The 19,196-nt window shown below is 34.1% G+C and carries 14 protein-coding genes and 1 other RNA gene; 10 read left to right on the top strand and 5 right to left on the bottom strand.

All coding sequences use genetic code 11. The features are described from left to right. Positions 1 to 129 precede the first annotated feature (129 nt). The 4 genes from Q0951_RS11215 (at position 130) to Q0951_RS11230 (ending at position 3,206) form a co-directional block, all read left to right on the top strand. Positions 130 to 861: a hypothetical protein gene (locus Q0951_RS11215; RefSeq protein ID WP_299336869.1), complete on the top strand. Its 732-nt coding sequence runs from the start codon at positions 130 to 132 to the stop codon at positions 859 to 861. 4 nt (positions 862 to 865) lie between these two features. Continuing rightward, a complete protein-coding gene (locus Q0951_RS11220) occupies positions 866 to 1,675 on the top strand; it encodes a DUF3822 family protein (protein ID WP_299336871.1) in 810 nt (269 codons plus the stop codon). After that, complete coding sequence (locus tag Q0951_RS11225) at positions 1,675 to 2,208, top strand: RsmD family RNA methyltransferase (protein WP_299336873.1); 534 nt, start codon at positions 1,675 to 1,677, stop codon at positions 2,206 to 2,208. The genes Q0951_RS11220 and Q0951_RS11225 overlap by 1 nt, the downstream gene beginning before the upstream one ends. A gap of 233 nt (positions 2,209 to 2,441) precedes the next feature. Next, positions 2,442 to 3,206: a hypothetical protein gene (locus Q0951_RS11230; RefSeq protein WP_299336875.1), complete on the top strand. Its 765-nt coding sequence runs from the start codon at positions 2,442 to 2,444 to the stop codon at positions 3,204 to 3,206. An 89-nt stretch (positions 3,207 to 3,295) separates the two neighbouring features. Here the strand turns inward: Q0951_RS11230 and rnpB are convergent. Then, positions 3,296 to 3,614, bottom strand: an RNA gene (gene rnpB / locus Q0951_RS11235) — RNase P RNA component class A. A gap of 133 nt (positions 3,615 to 3,747) precedes the next feature. Between rnpB and dnaX the strand changes: the two genes are divergently transcribed. From dnaX to Q0951_RS11255, 4 genes are read left to right on the top strand one after another with little or no spacing between them, the layout of a single operon-like run. Next, positions 3,748 to 5,475 (top strand): DNA polymerase III subunit gamma/tau, encoded by a 1,728-nt coding sequence (dnaX, locus tag Q0951_RS11240; RefSeq protein WP_299336877.1) that lies wholly within the window; start codon positions 3,748 to 3,750, stop codon positions 5,473 to 5,475. A gap of 10 nt (positions 5,476 to 5,485) precedes the next feature. Next, the gene (locus tag Q0951_RS11245; RefSeq protein WP_299336879.1) at positions 5,486 to 6,049 is read left to right on the top strand and encodes a hypothetical protein; all 564 of its coding nucleotides are present in this window, start codon (positions 5,486 to 5,488) and stop codon (positions 6,047 to 6,049) included. Position 6,050: 1 nt separating this feature from the next. Continuing rightward, entirely contained in the window at positions 6,051 to 6,632 is a 582-nt protein-coding gene (locus Q0951_RS11250; protein ID WP_299336881.1) for a tRNA-(ms[2]io[6]A)-hydroxylase, read from the top strand. A 33-nt stretch (positions 6,633 to 6,665) separates the two neighbouring features. After that, entirely contained in the window at positions 6,666 to 8,990 is a 2,325-nt protein-coding gene (locus Q0951_RS11255; protein WP_299336883.1) for a T9SS type A sorting domain-containing protein, read from the top strand. Between the two features lie 68 nt (positions 8,991 to 9,058). Here the strand turns inward: Q0951_RS11255 and Q0951_RS11260 are convergent, their stop codons facing one another. The 4 genes from Q0951_RS11260 to Q0951_RS11275 form a co-directional block, all read right to left on the bottom strand. Next, on the bottom strand, positions 9,059 to 9,589 hold the full coding sequence (locus tag Q0951_RS11260) for a porin family protein (RefSeq protein ID WP_299336885.1): 531 nt from the start codon (positions 9,587 to 9,589) through the stop codon (positions 9,059 to 9,061). A gap of 154 nt (positions 9,590 to 9,743) precedes the next feature. Continuing rightward, complete coding sequence (locus tag Q0951_RS11265; RefSeq protein WP_299336887.1) at positions 9,744 to 10,649, bottom strand: Ppx/GppA phosphatase family protein; 906 nt, start codon at positions 10,647 to 10,649, stop codon at positions 9,744 to 9,746. A gap of 1 nt (position 10,650) precedes the next feature. After that, positions 10,651 to 12,702, bottom strand: coding sequence for a polyphosphate kinase 1 (gene ppk1, locus Q0951_RS11270; RefSeq protein WP_299336889.1), 2,052 nt, complete (start codon positions 12,700 to 12,702; stop codon positions 10,651 to 10,653). Beyond that, a complete protein-coding gene (locus tag Q0951_RS11275) occupies positions 12,699 to 13,187 on the bottom strand; it encodes a histidine phosphatase family protein (protein ID WP_299336891.1) in 489 nt (162 codons plus the stop codon). The genes ppk1 and Q0951_RS11275 overlap by 4 nt, the downstream gene beginning before the upstream one ends. Before the next feature lie 311 nt (positions 13,188 to 13,498). On the opposite strand from Q0951_RS11275, the gene Q0951_RS11280 reads away from it, so the two are divergent. Continuing rightward, positions 13,499 to 13,678, top strand: a complete 180-nt coding sequence (locus tag Q0951_RS11280) for a hypothetical protein (RefSeq protein WP_299336893.1) — start codon at positions 13,499 to 13,501, stop codon at positions 13,676 to 13,678. Positions 13,679 to 13,709: 31 nt separating this feature from the next. Further along, positions 13,710 to 19,196, top strand: a 5,487-nt coding sequence (locus Q0951_RS11285; protein WP_299336895.1) for a hypothetical protein, incomplete at its 3' end; no start/stop codon positions are given.

Below are 19,196 nucleotides of genomic sequence, written 5' to 3' on the forward strand. Positions count from 1 at the left end.
AATTTGTTGTATAATATGAAAGTAATTTTATATCTTTCACCTTTGATTGTTTTTTAGCTACATTATTTTAACGAACAAAAAAAAATTGTAGATTTGCGTAACTCCTTAACAAAATAAAAAAAACTAACTATGTTAAATGTAATTCTTGTAGTTGTAGGCCTTATTTTACTTACAATTGGTATTGTTTGGTTAATTGATAAGTATGTGCCTAAAAAACTAAAGCCATTATTAAATTTAGTATTATGGGCTTTAATCGTCTTTTTAGGATACATCACGTTCATGTCTGTATATGGCGAAATCAAATTTAATAAGCTAAAAAATGAGCGATACGATACTGTTATTGCCAAATTAGTAGACATTAGAGATGCAGAATTAGCTCACAGAACAGTTACAGGTGAATTTACAGGAAGTTTTGACAATTTAGTTAAGTTTATTGACACTGCTAAATTTACCATTACACAACGTAAAGATTCTACAATTATTGATGAAGAATTAACACGTCGTTTTGGTGGTGTAGAAATGACTAAAGATATTGTTGTAATAGACACATTAGGTTTTGTTCCTGTTAAAGATTCACTCTTTGGAGCAGATGCCAGATACAAGTCTATGATGAATGTTCCATATGCAAAAGAAGGTACTAAGTTTAAATTACAAGCTGGTAGATTAGAAGAAGGAAACATTCCTGTGTTTGAGGCCTCTGTAGATAAAGCACTTATCTTATGGGATCAAGATGTCAACCTAGTAGCTAAAGAAAAAGAGGTTGTTTCAGTAGATGAAGTAAATGGACCAACAATCAAAGTAGGTTCAATGGAAGAGCCATATACAAAAGGTAACTGGCCTAAAAACCTAAGCAAAGACTAAACCTTTGAAACCAAATAGCATAAAAGCACTGTCCATTCAAATTAGTTTGAATGGACTTTCTTTTTGTATTCTTAATCGTTCTACCAACACTATTGAACTACTTAAGCATGTACATCTTGAAAAAAAAGCAACGCCTTTTGAATTGTTAAATAATTTAAAAGTCATTATTGAATCAAACTCTGATTTTGAACAAAATTTTGATTCGGTAGTCTGTATTTACCAAAACGAATTATCATGCCTTGTTCCCAAAGATCTATTTGATGAAAACAATTTAGCAGACTATTTAAAGTTCAATGCCAAGATTTTAAAGACCGATTACATAAGCTACGATACGCTTCCTGCCAACGAAAGTATGAATGTATACGTACCCTTAGTGAATATCAACAATTATATTTTTGATACGTTTGGTAGTTTTGATTATAAACACTCTTCAACTGTACTTATAGAGTCTGTTCTTCAGCTTAATACCAATGACAGTGCTACCAAAATGCATATCAATGTTAATACTTCTACTTTTGAAATCATTTGTCTTAAAGACCATAAATTAGTGTTTTATAATACTTTTGATTATTCAACTAAAGAAGATTTCATCTATTATATATTATTCACTGTCGAACAATTAAATTTAAATACTGAAACTCTAAAAACAGTACTATCCGGTCGCATTGAAAAAGATGACGAATTGTTCACCATTGTTTACAAGTATATTAGATTTGTTGATTTTATAATTCCAAATTATAGTTTCAATAACGATACGAAAGAAACAAAAGACACAGGTCATAATAATTTCATTATTTTAAATAGCTTCAATTAATGCGAATCATCTCAGGTTTATATAAAGGTCGTCGTATCACTGCTCCTAAAAAGCTTCCCGTAAGACCTACTACTGATATGGCAAAAGAGTCTTTATTCAATATTTTGAATAACCAATACTATTTCGATGATATTTCAGTTTTAGACCTCTTTTCAGGAACAGGAAATATAAGTTATGAGTTTGCATCTCGTGGTACAGAGCATATTACTGCAGTTGACGAAAATTACGGTTGCATAAGATTTATAAATGAAACCTCTGAAAGCTTTGATATGCCTATCTCCACAATCAAGAGTGATGTTTTTAAATTCTTAGAAAAAACACAGCAGCAGTATACCATCATCTTTGCTGATCCTCCTTACGATTTCCCAAAAGAAGAATTTGCTAAAATTCCACAGCTGGTATTTAATCATAACAGATTAGAAAATGATGGATTACTCATTGTTGAACACTCCAAACATACTGACCTATCAGACCTTGAACACTATTCCCACTCAAAAGGCTACGGCGGTAATATGTTTAGTTTTTTTGAGTAAATATACCTGATTTGCTAAACTAGTAAATAACACCTCAAATCTTACAACATTCCTCTATTTCTTTGTAGTATAAATCCTAATCAAAGTTTTTCGTTAACTTGAAGGTCTTCAACTCTGGGTATCCTCCCATATTTAACCTATAGCTTATCCTCTCTTCTACAGTGCTATCCTTTTTAGTATGGTTGATAACGGCTATTAATGCAATCAACATATTAACTAAAAACCAATTAATTATGAAAAATCTTAAACAAAGATTAGTAATTATGTGCGCTGTAGTTTTCGCACTAAATTTTGTAAATGCACAAGACGCACCAACCATGTTTGCTGTGCATACAGACAATGTCAAATTTGACATGATGCCTGAATATGAAGAACAAGCTAAAAACCTGAAAGATCAATGTGTAAAACACGGTATTAAAGATGCAAGTTGGACCGCCATAAGTGTTGAGGATGGCCGTTATGTCTACGTAACTCCAATCAATAACATGGCAGATCTGGATAAGGACCCTATGGGCAATCTTTCTGAGAAAATGGGAGAAGATGCTTTGGGCGAGATGTTCGGGAAAATGAACAAATGTTATGACTCGCATAGTGACTCAGTTATACATCGTATTGATGATTTATCTTATATGCCTGAGGGCTACAGCACTGAAGGTAAGAATCATCGCGAATATCATTTTATTTACTATGCTCCAAAAGACGGAAAAGCCATGAGAGAAGCTATGGCAAATGTTAAAGCACTATTTAAAGCTAAAAATATCAAAAATGGATATGAAGTCTATCACAGCGGATTTGGTAGCGAAGAAAGTTATTTTATGGTTTCAGTGGCAGGTAAAGATGATATTGAAATCGCTCAAGGTGGTTTAGCCAATAGAGACGCTATGGGAGATGAAGGTCAGGCTACAATGTTCAATGTCATTAAATTAGCACTTAGATACGATCAGGTTGAGGCTGAGATACGTCCAGATCTAAGCTATATTCCTGCTCCTACTAACTAAAAACTAGGAGAAGTTTAAAAATTAACCTTAGTATAAGAAAATCATTAAACAACAAACCCTTTACATCTTGATATGTAAAGGGTTTTGTATGTTTAAGCAAATCTGTAAGCCGAATTCTGTATCAAAGCCCGAAAGCTTTAATCCTTATCATTTATCTACGTTTACTGTTACCAGCAAACTTTAGCTGTCTACCCTCTAACATCGCACGTGCAGCGCTCAAGCGTTAGTATACATGACATTGCACCTCATAGAGTTTACCTGATTTCACTACAGCTTAACCTGTACATTCTTTCTGTTGCACTTTTCCTCACCTTGCGGTGGATGGCCGTTAGCCACTATGATTGCACTCTGGTGTTCGGACTTTCCTCCATCCCGACAAATCGAGACAGCGATAAGGCGATCTACTTGTGGCAAAAGTACAATTAATTGTTAATAACTCCTTTTAAATTCAAGCTTCATAATTCCTATTTTTATGCTTAATTTTTAACTTTGTTAAAGTTATATTCGGTATTGAAAAATACTAAATGAAATTCAGTATTTGATGGAACACTTTGTAGTATCAGCACGAAAATACAGACCACAAACGTTTAAGGATGTTGTTGGTCAGCAAGCTATTACAAATACCTTATTAAATGCTATTGAGAATAATCATTTAGCTCAAGCCCTCTTATTTACTGGTCCGCGTGGTGTTGGTAAAACCACATGTGCACGTATCTTAGCAAAGATGATTAATAGTGATGGTAGTGAAACTGAAGATGAAGATTTTGCGTTTAACATCTTCGAATTGGATGCTGCCTCAAATAATTCTGTTGATGATATTAGAAGTCTCACCGATCAGGTTAGAATTCCGCCTCAAGTTGGAAAATACAAAGTCTATATCATTGATGAGGTACATATGCTGTCTCAAGCGGCATTTAATGCATTTTTAAAGACTTTAGAAGAACCTCCAAAACATTGTATATTCATACTCGCAACTACTGAAAAACATAAAATCATTCCAACAATATTATCACGTTGTCAAATATTTGATTTTAAAAGAATTACAGTAAAAGACGCGAAAGCGTATTTAAAATATATAGCTGAAGAGCAAGGTGTTATTGCTGAGGATGATGCATTACATATTATAGCACAAAAAGCAGATGGCGCTATGCGTGACGCATTATCCATATTTGACCGTGTGGTTAGCTTTTCAGGAAAAGAACTCACAAGACAGGCCGTAACTGAAAACTTGAATGTCCTGGATTATGACACTTACTTTAAGAGCACAGATCTTATATTAGAAAATAAGATTCCGGAACTACTCATACAATTCAATCATACCTTATCAAAAGGATTTGATGGTCATCATTATATTGCTGGACTAGCATCGCATTTTAGAGATCTTCTAGTCTGTAAAAATGAAAAAACTATTGAATTGCTCGAAGTTGGTGAAGACACTAAACTCAAATATCAGGAACAGTCGAAAAAAGCACCGCATGATTTCCTTATAAAAGGGATTCAACTGGCTAACGACTGTGATTTAAAGTATAAAAGCAGTAAAAATCAACGCTTATTGGTTGAATTATGCCTCATGCAGCTTGCCTCTATCACTTTTGATGGAGAAAAAAAAAACAGTAAACATTACATAATTCCACCATCTTACTTCGAAGCAAAAGGCATCACTCCTATTCCTGTTGAAATTCCGAAGACAACTACTTCAAAACCATCTATACAGGAAGCACAACCTGATACAAAAGAACTAGAAAAAGAAGTTATAGATACTCCTATAACAGCTGAACCTCCTCGACCTGTACTAGATCTGAAGAAAGACCAACGCACATCTGGACTCTCACTAAAAAGTATTAGAGCAAAAAAAGAGCATCAAATCAAGCAAATGGAAGTGATTATAGATGTTGATGATCTTCCTACCGAGGAGTTTACTGAAGAGCAATTTCATGACACATGGAACGCCTACATTGCTCAACTTCATAAAAAAGGTGAAAAAATTATGGCCTCTATATTAGAAATGGATAAACCAAAATTAAATGGAACAGATATTCAATTAGCATTTCCTAATGAAACACTAAAAGTAGAGCTTGAGCGAGCCCAATATCCTTTGATGGAATTTGTTAGAAAATCACTTCAAAATTTTGATTTAAAACTCGACATTAAAGTCAATGAAGAGATTTCAAAAAAATATGCGTTTACAACTCAGGAGAAGTATGAAAAATTAAAAGAAAAAAATGCTAATATTGAAGTCTTAAGAAAAACATTTGGCTTAGATATTTAATAGATTTATGATGAAAAAAGTATGGTTTATAATTCCGTGTATTCTAACACTCATCTTTATGTCTTGTGACTCTAGAACAAGTAAAAAAGATCGATTAGAAAAAGCAATTATTCAATTCAACAAAAATATTAAGTCTAACAATGCAACTAATTACTATCCTGAAAGTTATACAGAAATAAAAACAGATTCCATCATCTCCAATACGTTCCATGTAAACATAAAGAATTACTCATCAATGGATCGTGGAATCTTTATGAATACATCTACAAAACAACTTAAAAAAACATCCCAATTTCATCGTACTTTTGAATCTGATATTTTAGTTTCTATAGCAGATAAAGTCATCTATAATTCTCATATTTCCGCAGCAAATTTTAGTCGGTTAAATTCAGATAAATTTTGGACCAACGCAACACTTGAACATGTTTGGGTCAATGAGGAATTATCCAGTACGAAGACGTTATCTTTAGGCATTTCATTCATCAATCCAAAAGATGAAACCTATAAACTTTACGAAATACGAATTGACCAACTGGGAAATGAACGTTTAACATTAATTGAAGATCATAGTTAATATGTTAGGATTAAAATTACCTACAGATCCTCGATGGGTCAATATCGTCGAAAAGAACATTGAAGAGATTCTTACAGATCATGCTTATTGCGAGCAAAAAGCCACAAGTACTGCTATATCTCTAATTGTAAGCTTCCCTGAATACACAGATCTAGTAAGAGAAATGACTGCACTTGTCAAGGAAGAGATTAGTCATTTTAAAATGGTACACGATAAGATCATTGCCAGAGGCTGGGTGCTTGGTCGTGATCGTAAAGATGAGTATGTCATACAACTCCTGAAATTCTTTCCTAAAGGCGGAAGCAGGACAACACAACTTGTGCACCGCTTATTATATGCAGCTTTGATTGAAGCTAGAAGCTGTGAACGTTTTAGATTGTTATCTGAAGAATTAAAAGATAAAGAACTGGCTGAGTTTTATAGAAAACTCATGGTAAGTGAAGCTAACCATTACACCATGTTTTTAGGATTTGCTAGACAATATGGCGACAGACAAGAGGTGAATAAAAAATGGCAGCAACTCCTTGATTTTGAAGCAGACATTATGAAAGATTTGAGTAAAAAAGAAACAATTCATGGTTAAATTTCTTACATTGTAGTGAGTTATATGTTCACTATGAAATATTTGTACTTACCGGTTTTATTTTTATTATGCGTCTTCAATTCTCAAGCTCAAGAAGAACTGAATGGTGATTGGGTGATGGAGTCTATCTTTAATTATGATGTATTGTTGGAAAATCCGACTTACAGTATTAATCTAAAATTTTGTTCTGAAGCAAATATGATGTATTTAGACGGTTTTTGCGGTAGTGTAAATGGAATACCTTATTTGGCATCCCTTACTGATAATTCGTTTGATATTACCGGAGATTTCTGGAATCCAGAGGTTTGTTTAGACGACAACCAAGGGTTTGAAATTGCCACACACAATCTTTTAGACGGCGAGATAGATGAAAATAAAACTATCTCTTATGAGATTACTCAAAATGGTAATATTACCACTTTAGAGCTTAATTATGTTGTAATTATTGATGATGTTCCTACTGAAGTTACTGGCTATTTCACCCAGCAAAACCCATCAATAGAGACCAACTTAATTGATACGTGGTATTTACAACATATCAACACAGACGGTGCACAACATGACAACTATTTTGGTGATTTATTTATTCAATTCATGGATAACTTATCGCCTTATTGCACTTACGAATACAATGGTAATTCAGGATGCGGCTTCTTTTTTGGAGACTATACGGCTTTCGACAATAATACAATATCATTTATTTTATTAGGCGAATCTGCGTCATGTGATGGTAATAACGTTGTTGACTATTACTGGAGCAAAACAAGAGATATATTGTCGCCAGACGGCTCTGGCACAAGTAAAAGTATTACATATGCAATCTCTGGAGAAGGATTAGACCAAGAACTCACATTGATCAACGCAAATGGTGACTTTATAGTGTATGGAAAGGAAGCTCCTACAACTACCATCTTTGATAAGACATGGTATTCTCATAGCGTGGAGACTATCGATGGCATTGTCAATGTATCAACAGACATATTACCAACACTAAATTTAGGAACTGGGTCAACTATCTTATTTGAACTTTTTGATGTGAATGCCTTTGGAGGCTGTAATGAATTGTTTGGAGCACATAATGTGTATTGGACCAACGAAAATGAATTCAGAATATTTGTGGACTATCAAACTTTAGAGGTTTGTGATGACAATACTTATGAGCCCTTATATTTTTCTGTGTTAGGAAATAATGATAATGGTCCGTTTAGTTATGACCTATCACCAGATGGTTCAACACTCACATTAACCAATACCATTGGTGAGGTATTAGTATTTGGAGAGCAACCAATAACACCACCAGTAAACGAACTACAAACCACATGGTATTTAACTGCAACTAACGTTGGAGGTTTGAATAGATATAATGCGCAATATGGTGATGGTCAACCAAAAATTTCATTTACAACAAATAGTACATCTACAGGACTTGAATATACAGGTTTAAGCTGCAATGATTTTTTTGGAAGTTATATTGCAGGAGACAACAATACCATTACCAAGTTAGATTTTTCAACCACACTTAATTTTTGCGATGATGATAATACCGATGCATTTTCATCATCCTACATCGATGATGTACTAGGTTTTGTTAATGAAACCACACTTAGCTATCAAATCACAGGCACAGGAAATAATGCGATTTTACAGCTAACAAATACCGATAACTCTAATTATGCTACGTTTAATAGAATCCAACAAACCCCTGATATGTTAGGGGATTGGTTTTTACATTATTTAGTAGTAAATTCAAATCAAATATTCAATCCTGGTCTTTCGGCAGCCACTATAAATTTTGACACTTCCATTAATAATTCTGGCTTACATTTTGACGGTTTTGCCATTTGTACAGGTTATGTTGGCGATTACTACTATAATCCTCAACAGACATTCAACATAGCGTTCTTTGGAACAACACTTGGAGATCCATGTGATACAGTTGAAGAAAATAATTTTGAAAATTTATATTTTAATTCTGTGCTATCAACGAGCGAGATAACAGAACTCAACTATGAGATAACTGGCACAGGCGATGATATGTCACTAGTGATTACTAATCTTTCCAACGGAAATGTAGCTGTTTATGGTAGACAAGTGCTTTCTATTGATGATAATTATGCTCAACCATTTCAAATTCAATTAAAAGAAAATCCGGTAAACAATACTATCAATCTCATAAGCTCACAATCACTTTTGACTGAGCATACTTATGAATTATTTTCTATTACTGGGCAACTAATTGCAAGCGGAAACCTCAATACTGATCAGATAGATATTTCACAACTTAAATCTGGTTTATACTTTCTAAAAGTTTTTAATAAAGCTAAAAGTTCTGAAACTATAAAATTCATCAAAGAATAAAACAAAGCGCATAAAAAAAGCCTTATCATTATTTGATAAGGCTTTTTTTATAATTTGTAGTTTGTTTATTAAATCTTAATCCCGAATCCAAATTGGAAGGTTGTATTCTGAGCTTCAAGATCAGTTAAGTCCTTATCTAGAATATTGCTTAATCCGTAGTGTACACGAGCATCAATAAACAATTCATCATTTATCATATATTCAACACCGCCAACTCCGGAAAATGTAAACGTAGAAAAACCGTCTTGATTTTTCCATGTTTTTAAACTAGCCATAGGCCCAACTCCTAGAGTAAACTTATCACCAATTGCAAAACGCGCCATGATTGGCAATTGAATGTAATCTGCTCTTAATTCGTCGGCTTTACCTCCTTCAGCAGAATATTGAATTTCTAAATAAGCAGAAAAGTTTTCTGTAATTCCATAATCTACAAATCCTCCAAAAGCGAAACCATTTCTATGTTGATTTGTAAAAGTAGCATCAGGATCAAAATCCAGATTAGAAATATTAAGACCGCCTCTAACACCATAACTCACCTCTTGCGAAAAAGATAGTGTTGTAAAAGCAATAAATAAAAAAGTAAGTACTGTTGATTTCATAAAGATTGTATTAGGGTTCTCGTTTCAGAGAAATTAGTATATAAATCACACTTGTTTATAGTATAAATTTGAGTTGGCTAATATATAATGAAAATTAAAAATACGAAATAAATATTAGCTATTAGGCTTAAAAATACGCCGAAATCACTAATGATTAGATATTTACACTTGAAACTGTATTGTAATAAACACTTTTAATAATACCATCGGATAATCCAATTTTTGGAACATAAATATCTTTGGCTCCACTCCATTTCATAGCTGATAAATAGATGCGTGTTGCAGGAATAATAACATCTGCTCTATCTTGATTAAGCTCTAATTCTGTAATACGCTCTTCGTAAGAATACGTCTGTAGTTTATTGTAATAGGTCGTTAAATAAAAATAGGTTAAAGGTTTACCCAACGCTTTGCCAGATATTTTAAATATCTTATTAATGTTACCTCCAGAACCTATAAGGTCTACTTTATCATAACCTTTAGTGTTCGCTTTTATCCAATGTTCAAGATCTGACCAGGTTTCTTTCTTAACAATGTCATTCAATAATCTTACTGTCCCAATTTTAAACGATCTTGAGGCTACAGTTTTTCCGTGGTGAAATACAGAAAACTCAGTACTTCCTCCTCCTACATCAACATATAAATACGTTTTATCCTCTTTTATATAGGAATGAAGATCAGTGGCTGCAATAATAGCAGCTTCTTCCTCTCCATCAATAATGTCTATATGTATATTAGCTGTCTTCGAAATTAAATCTGCAATCTCAACACCATTATCAGCTTCTCTCATGGCAGAGGTAGCACATGCTTTGTAGGTGACTACTTTATGTGACTTCATGAGTAGATTAAACGCTGTCATAGTATCTAACATGCGCTTTTTGTTTTCTTCGGAAATTTCACCATTTAAAAACACATCAGATCCAAGTCTGATAGGAACACGAACTAAAGAGCTTTTTTTAAACTTAACTGGATGTCCTTTTTGTTCTATGATATTGGATATTAGTAGTCGTACAGCGTTAGAGCCAATATCTATTGCTGCATATTTTTTTATGGTTAGCATGTTAAGAATTCAGTTTTTCTTTAAAATAATCATATAGAGCAAATTGTGCTCTTATTTTAGGATTATTATTTCTTTTATATTCATTACTCTGGGTTTTGTCAATTACTCTGGCTTTAACATTGTCATTCCAGCAAATATCAAAAATATCTAGTAATTCTTGCTTGATATTCTCCTGATAAATAGGGCAACTGACTTCTACTCTATTTTCAATATTTCTTGTCATCCAGTCTGCTGAAGATATATAAACCTTAGGATCATTATCATTGCAGAAGACAAATAATCGGGTATGCTCTAGGAATTTATCAATGATACTAATGACTTCAATATTTTCACTCATACCTTTAATTCCAGGCACCAGACAACATATACCTCTTACAATCATTTGAATTTTCACTCCTGCTCTACTCGCTTCATAAAGCTTATCGATCATTTTGTAACTGGAAATACTATTCAATTTGAGTTTAATAAATGCTGGTTTTCCACTCTTTACATTTTCGATTTCAGTATCAATCAAAGTGAATAGTTTTGATTTTGTGTAATGCGGAGAAGTTATGATATGCTTATAACGATGTATACGATAGTTAGTATGAAAGAAACCAAATACCTTATTAAGGTCTTTTAGTATTTTTTGGTTTGCTGTAAATAATGTAAAGTCTGTATAAATTTTAGCTGTAGATTCATTAAAGTTACCAGTACTCACAAATCCGTAACGTCTAATCATGTTATCCTCTTCACGCTCAACCAGACAAATTTTACTGTGAACTTTTAATCCAGATACACCAAATAACATGTCAACACCTTCATCCTGCATTTGCTCAGCATAATCAATATTTGCCTGTTCGTCAAAACGTGCTCTAAGCTCAATAACAACAGTTACTTTTTTTCCATTCTTAGCAGCATTAATCAAAGAACTTGCTATGTGTGAGATCTGAGCCAATCGATAAATGGTAATCTTAATGGTTTTTACTTGTGGATCCAGAGCGGCTTCACGTAAAAACTTCACTACATAAGAGAAGGTTTGATATGGCGTATGTAGTAAATAGTCTTGCTTGGCGATGGTATTAAAAATACTGTTTTCCAAACTCAACCCTTTAATTTGTAATGGTGTTATTTTGTCATACAATAGATCTGTTCTTCCCAAACTTGGAAACCCCATATAATCTCGTCTGTTATGATATCTACCACCTGGAATCACACTATCTTTTGAATCAATACCCATTTTACTCATGAGATACTCAAGAGTTTCAAGATCAATTGTTTTATCATAAACAAAACGCACAGGATCTCCAATTTGGCGATCTTTTACACTATCAGATATTTTTTCAATAAAACTCTTACTGAGATCACTATCAAAATCCAATTCACCATCTCTGGTAATTTTTATCATATTGGCAGTAATACTTGTGTAGTTAAAAATGTTAAAAATATCATTCAAACAATATCGTAGTAAGTCATCAAGAATCATTATAAAATTCTTACCATCTTTCTCTGGAAGCACAACAAAACGATCCATTGATTTAGGTATTTCTATTAATGCAAATTGCTTATCTCCAGTAGTTAACTCCATTTTTACAGCTAAATAGGCAGCGCTATCTTTTAGCAATGGTAATTCTACATGATCATTAAGTATGATGGTTACTAAAGCCGGACTTACCTGTTGCAAATAATAATTTTTTATGAATGGATGCAGGTCTTCATCAACTTGAGTTTCATTGATAATAAATATGTTCTCATCTTCAAGCTTTTTCTGGATATTACTTAAGATATCCAAACTTTTAGTTTGCTGTTTAATTACAACCTGAGTAATAATTTCAAGAAGATCTGCTGCCTTTATTCCTAATTGACTTTTACCTCCTTTTCCCGCTTCATCAATTCGTTTTATAGTGGCATATCGCACTTTGAAGAATTCATCCAGATTATTTGAAAAAATTCCTAAAAAACGAAAGCGTTCAATTAAAGGAACACTTTCATCTGCAGCTTCTTGTAACACTCGCTCATTAAATTGAAGCCAGCTTAGCTCTCTATTTATATAACTATTCTTGTCTTTTGTCATTGTTTTAAATCTCTTGGGAAAATTGTCAATCTTGTAGTTCCACTTCCAATAACTGACCATGATTCAATATCAAAATCTATAACTACCAAACCACTTGTGGGTAGGTTATCAATAAATTTATCACCAAATATATTGCAAATAGATGTGAAAGCATGATTATGTCCAAAAATCATAACATTTTTATAATTTTCACTTAAATTTTTGAGGAAATTAATAACACTTTCACCTCCAAAATCATAAAGATCCTCTACAATAGACAATTTTTCAGTGGAGACCTCTAAATTTTTCAAAAAAATCTTACAAGTTGAAAGCGCTCGATTTGCAGGGCTTGAAAACACCATATCAGGAGCTAAAACTTTATCTTTAAATGCATTAGAAACCAAGTGTGCATCATTAAATCCTCTTTTTTTTAATGGTCTTTCTTTATCACTCACATCAAATTCCCATGATGATTTTGCGTGTCTAACGAGTATTAGTGTTTTCATATATATATTCGATTAAATGCATTTTTTATCGATAAAATGTTGCATAATTCCGTTTTAACGAGTATTTTGCCCTCTTTATCATTTATATTTGTCAAACGTATTAGTTATCAGTTCATTTGTTAAGTTAAATTAATGTTTAATGACCCCAAATCAAAAATATATTAATATATCCATTTACCAAGCATTGGTTACCAATGTTCTTCCCTCACTAAAATATATTTATCTGATCAAGGCCTACAAAAACCCTTTCAGAAATATTTATTTTTTTTAAACATCGCATAGCGAAACAATTATAGTTTAAATAATATACTATGAAAAGAATTACTAAGGTAATACTTGTTGGTCTAAGTGCATTAGATACTTACACACAACATGTGTTACAATTTATGATAGAAAATAAAACTGGTAACATTAGACTTGTAGCTTGTCTGTTATCTAGTAATAAGCTGTATATAAAACCATTAATCCCAGATCCTACAAAGTTTAACTAGTCATAGTTAATTATAAACTAAATACGTATTTATGAAAACTGCTATTAATCATAATACCAAGAACACTGTTATTGTACTGCTTGTGCTTTGCTTTGGTTATTTCACCAATGCACAAGTATTGGATACATTTGAGCCTCGTTTTAGTGAAAACGTAAAAGGTGATGTATCAATGATTGCTAATAATATGCTATCGCGAACTGCAACCACAGATTACAACGGTAATCAAGGCAATCACAATTTCAACGACAATGTGTATGTGGATATCGATAATGATAATACCACATTCAATTCCAGTAGTGCAAACTTTTCTAACCCAGAGCCTCAACTTGCCTGCTTGTCAATGTTGAAAGTATATTTATATTGGGCTGCTGCAGATAGAGAACCTACAAATGATATCAATTCTGAAAATCAACCTAACTGGAATTACAATGATATAAAACTCATGCTTCCAGGTGAAACAACCTATACTACTCTAACTGCAGATGATGTGATTTACAGAGGAAGAGATAGAGCTGTCCATATTGATAATGATCCCTATATCTGCTTTAAAGATATTACTACTCAAGTACAAAATTTAAATAATGTTTATGGTAAATATCAGGTGGCTAATGTAGAAGCAAAATCTGGCGGACTTACTGGTCATGATCAAACAACTATCGGAACCTCTGGTGGATGGCAAATCGTTTTTGTTTACGAGAGTCCGAAACTTCCATCCAAAAATATTAGTCTTTTTGACGGTTATGCTCAAGTAACGCAATCAACAAACAATTTTGATATTGTTTTTGATGGTTTTCAAACGGTACCTGTTGGTAACGTCGAAGCCGATGTTATTATTGGTGCTTTGGAAGGAGACCAAGACCTATCTGGTGATATGCTGCAAATTCAAAATGTAGCTGGTAATTTTGTTGATATTACTGCACCTCTAAGAGATGCGAATAACTTTTTTAATAGTAGAATTACAGTTGGACCAAGTAATGGTAATAATAATTTTACAGATAGAAACCCAGCAAGTACTAATACACTTGGTTTTGATGCTGCTATATTTCCACTTGATAACCCAGGAACATCAATTATAGATAATAACCAAACCTCTGCAACATTCAGGCTTACATCAAATCAAGAAACCTATGGATTATATCTTTTAGGATTTTCTGTTGAAGTATGGGCTCCAGACTTGGCGCCTATTGACCTAATTTTAGAATCAGGGAATAATCCTGCTGTTCCTGGAGAAGTCTTAGGGTTTAATTTCGATATGTTTAATCGAGGAAATGATGATGCCGTAAATCTTACCGTATCATCAGTACTTCCTGATCAAATTGGTAATGTCATTGCTAATAATTTACCAACTGGTGTTAGCTACACTTTTGACACTAATACCAACGAACTGGTTTTCAGCTTTGAAGATGGCATGTTCAATGTAGGTGGAAATTTAACAGATGTAGAGTTCGAACTCGAAATAAAAGATGAATGCTATTTTCTTGAAACTAATTGTGATTTAAATTTTGAATTACAATTCATAGCAACTTATAATGGCGTTGAAAATCCTAATCAACAAACAACCCTGAGTTCTGCTTCAATCAAAGATTGTAACCAAGGCGATCTACTTCCATTGGAAATCGATGTTGTACAACCAGAAATTAATTGGCTAACTGCTCCTGGTGAATTAGATGTTACTGTTGAGTGTTCTAATTCATCTGCTCTTAATAACGCACAAAATTTAGAACCAGAAGTGGATAAGTGTAATGTGACCATTACTAAAACATCTGGAACGTTTAATGTAGATCCTAATTGCCCAAGTAATGGTTCTTATACTAATACTTGGACCTTTACTGATGCCTGTGGTGATACTAAAGAATATGTTCAAAACATTTTTGTTGAAGATACTACACCTCCTACATTAGATGCTGCTGCACTTGATCTTACAGTTCAATGTAATGAAGACAGCCAGACTGCTCTAGACAATTGGTTAACAACTAATGCAAATGCATTTGCTGTTGATAACTGCGGAGATGTAACATGGACAAACGATTTTACACAACTATCAGATGGTTGTGGTGAAACTGGATCAGCTACTGTAACCTTTACAGCAACTGATGACTGTGGAAATGCAACAAGTACTACAGCTACATTTACTATCGAAGATACTGTTGGTCCTAGTTTAGTTGGTTTTCCTTCTGATGCAAATAATGATATATCCTCATGTGTCAATGTACCAATATTATCATTTAACAATTATCAAGAAGAAACCGGTGATGGTAATAATTCAACCTTTCTAGAAGGGGAAACTTTTAGATTTAGCGATGTATCAACTGATATCGATGCACTACTTACAATAGTAGCAACTGTAAACACAACAGTTCCTGTCTTAGATGATAATAATGGAACTGATCCTAATGCCTTAAAACCCAGAACAGCATTTAATATTGTAACATCTGGTGACCGTGCTTACACAGAATATAGAATTGATTTTGTACAAGCTAATACATCAACACCTGTGAGTTTACCAGAATTTTATACCAACTTCAATGATATTGATGGTAATTCAAATTTTGGTGAGGTTAACTGGACACAATTCTCAACAAGTTACACTGTGAACGACCCAACAGACCTTACTGTTACTGAGGAAGGAGAATGGATTGTAGCTACCGCTGGAACATCTGAATATCCAGGAGTTACTAATGTAAACCCAGAAGCTAATATCACAACAAGAAACATTAATGCCTCTTCGTATATGTTTAGATTAGGTATTGAAGCAAGAAGAGATAACGTTTCAGGATCAGGAAGACAACACAGTATAGAATTCTCGTGTATTTCTAACTATACGAATCCAGAAACCACAACTGATGAAATAACAGTAGAATGTACTGATTTAGAACCTGCGGAAACGTTGACAGCTACTGACGAATGTGGTAGTGCAACTGTAACATTTGAAGAAATAAGAACTGATGGTGATTGTGAAAACAATTATACCTTAGAAAGAACATGGACAGCTACTGACGAATGTGGTAATGAAACCATTAGAACCTTAATTATTAATGTTCAGGATACTACAGCTCCTTCTTTTACGGTACCTGCTGATATTACTATTCAATGTGATCAGAATGTAAACGATTTGCAAGTTGTTGGAGATGTAACCGATGAAAGTGATGGATGCACTTCATCTTCAACATCACCAGATTTTCAAGCAACATATGTGGATACAATTACATCAGGAAGCTGCGATAATCAGTACACAATTACAAGAACATGGACTTTAACTGATGAGTGTGATAATTCAGTCTCTGATGTTCAAACTATAACAATAATAGACACTTCAGCACCTACAATTGTTGTTCCTGAAGATGTAACTATTGAGTGCTCTCAAAATGGAAACATAGCACCTTCAGCTACTGGCTATGCCACTGGAACTGATAATTGTGGTAATGTTGATATCACTTTTACTGATGTAACTGTGACTAATTGTGGTGATAGTAAAATCATTACTCGAACATGGACTGCTACTGATACTTGTGGAAATGCTACTTCAGATACACAAACAATAACAGTTACTGATACTGTAGCACCTACACTTACTCTTCCTAGTGATGTTTCTGTAGAATGTACCGAAAGTACAGATCCTGCCGATACTGGTAATGCAACTGCTACTGATTCTTGCGGAAATGTAACAATAACATTTGATGATGCTGTTGATGCTGCTTGCGGAAACACAATGACCATTACAAGAACCTGGACAGCTACTGATGATTGTGGTAATGCAGCTTCAGATACACAAACCATTAGTGTTGTTGATACCACTGCTCCAACATTGATTATTCCTCCAAATAAAATAAGAGAGTGTGGTGAAGATACAACGCCTCCTAATACAGGTGAAGCCACTGCTACTGATTCCTGCGGAAATGTAACTGTAACATATTCTGATGCATCTGTTGATGCTTGCGGAAACACAGAAGTCATCACAAGAACATGGACGGCTACTGATGATTGTGGAAATTCTGTGTCTGATATACAAACAATCACTATTGAAGATACAACAGTTCCTACACTAACCATTCCTGCTGATGCTACGGTTGAATGTACAGAATCTACTGACCCAGCTGATACTGGTAACGCAACAGCTATTGACACTTGCGGAAATGTAACTGTAACATATTCTGATACATCTGTTGATGCTTGCGGAAACACAGAAGTCATCACAAGAACATGGACGGCTACTGATGATTGTGGAAATTCTGTGTCTGATATACAAACAATCACTATTGAAGATACAACAGTTCCTACACTAACCATTCCTGCTGATGCTACGGTTGAATGTACAGAAACTACTGATCCTTCAGCTACTGGTAACGCAACAGCTACTGACACTTGTGGAAACGCTACTGTAACATTTACTGATTCAGCTGTTGATGCATGTGGAAATACACAAACAATGACAAGAACTTGGACTGCTACTGATGATTGTGGAAATACGGTTTCTGATACACAAACCATATCTGTAGTTGATACCACTGCGCCAACATTAACGATTCCTGCTAATGTAACGGTTGAATGTACAGAAACTACTGATCCTTCAGCTACTGGTAACGCAACAGCTACTGACACTTGCGGAAATACTACAGTAACATTTACTGATTCAGCTGTTGATGCGTGTGGAAATACACAAACAATTACAAGAACTTGGACTGCTACTGATGATTGTGGGAATTCGGTGTCTGATACACAAATTATTACAGTTAGAGATACAAATGCGCCAACATTAACGATTCCTGCTGATACAACAGTTGAATGTACAGAATCTACTGATCCAGCTGATACTGGTAATGCTATAGCTACTGACACTTGCGGAAATGCTACAGTAACATTTACTGATTCAGTTATTGATGCGTGTGGAAATACACAAACAATTACAAGAACATGGACTGCTACGGACGACTGTGGAAATACGGTTTCTGATACACAAACCATATCTATAGTTGATACCACTGCGCCAACATTAACGATTCCTGCTGATGCAACGGTTGAATGTACAGAATCTACTGATCCAGCTGATACTGGTAATGCCATAGCTACTGACACTTGCGGAAATGCTACAGTAACATTTACTGATTCAGTTATTGATGCGTGTGGAAATACACAAACAATTACAAGAACATGGACTGCTACGGACGACTGTGGAAATACGGTTTCTGATACACAAACCATATCTATAGTTGATACCACTGCGCCAACATTAACGATTCCTGCTGATGCAACGGTTGAATGTACAGAATCTACTGATCCTTCAGCTACTGGTAATGCAACAGCTACTGATACCTGCGGAAATGTAACAGTAACTTTTACTGATTCAGCTGTTGATGCGTGTGGAAATACACAAACAATCACAAGAACATGGACTGCTACTGATGACTGTGGAAATTCGGTGTCTGATACACAAACCATATCTGTAGTTGATACCACTGCGCCAACATTAACGATTCCTGCTGATGCAACGGTTGAATGTACAGAATCTACTGATCCTTCA

The organism is uncultured Psychroserpens sp. (assembly GCF_947501425.1).
Taxonomy (GTDB): Bacteria; Bacteroidota; Bacteroidia; order Flavobacteriales; family Flavobacteriaceae; genus Psychroserpens.